Below are 583 nucleotides of genomic sequence, written 5' to 3'. Positions count from 1 at the left end.
CCTAGCGCGACCACTCCCTGAACACCCCCTCCATGGGGTCGGTCCTCGGCAGGCCTAGGCTTGCCGAGGACCAAGGAGTGATGTGAGCGACGAACCACGCGTGCTCGACGGGCGCTACCGCCTCGACGAGCTCATCGGACGCGGCGGCATGGCGAGCGTCTACCGCGGCTACGACGTGACCCTCGGGCGCGAGGTGGCCATCAAGCTCCTCGCCCGCGAACTGGCGTCTGACGACGGCTTCCGCACGAGGTTCCGTCTCGAGGCGCAGTCGGCATCGAGGATGTCCCATCCGACGATCGTGCGTGTGTACGACGCGGGGGAGACGACGACGACCTTTCCCGACGGCACCGTGGTGCCGGAGCCGTACATCGTCATGGAGCTCGTTCGCGGCACGCTCGTGAAGGACCTGATCGGCGACGAGCCGCTCTCCGTCGAAGACGCCGTGCGCATCACCGACGGCATCCTCGAGGCTCTGCAGTACTCCCATCGCGCGGGCGTCATCCACCGGGACATCAAGCCGGGCAATGTCATGGTGACGCCGACCGGTCAGGTGAAGGTGATGGACTTCGGCATCGCCCGCGCC

1 pseudogene is annotated in these 583 nt (G+C 67.4%); it reads left to right on the top strand.

Annotated features, from left to right (window positions below):
- Positions 1 to 148 precede the first annotated feature (148 nt).
- Positions 149 to 583, top strand: a pseudogene (locus ASG00_RS16090) (protein kinase domain-containing protein); the annotation flags it as partial.

This window comes from Microbacterium sp. Leaf351 (assembly GCF_001423825.1).
In the GTDB taxonomy this organism is placed as follows: Bacteria; Actinomycetota; Actinomycetes; order Actinomycetales; family Microbacteriaceae; genus Microbacterium; species Microbacterium ginsengisoli.
The sequence above is the reverse complement of the archived record's forward strand: the minus strand, read 5'-3'. Positions and strand labels throughout refer to the sequence as shown.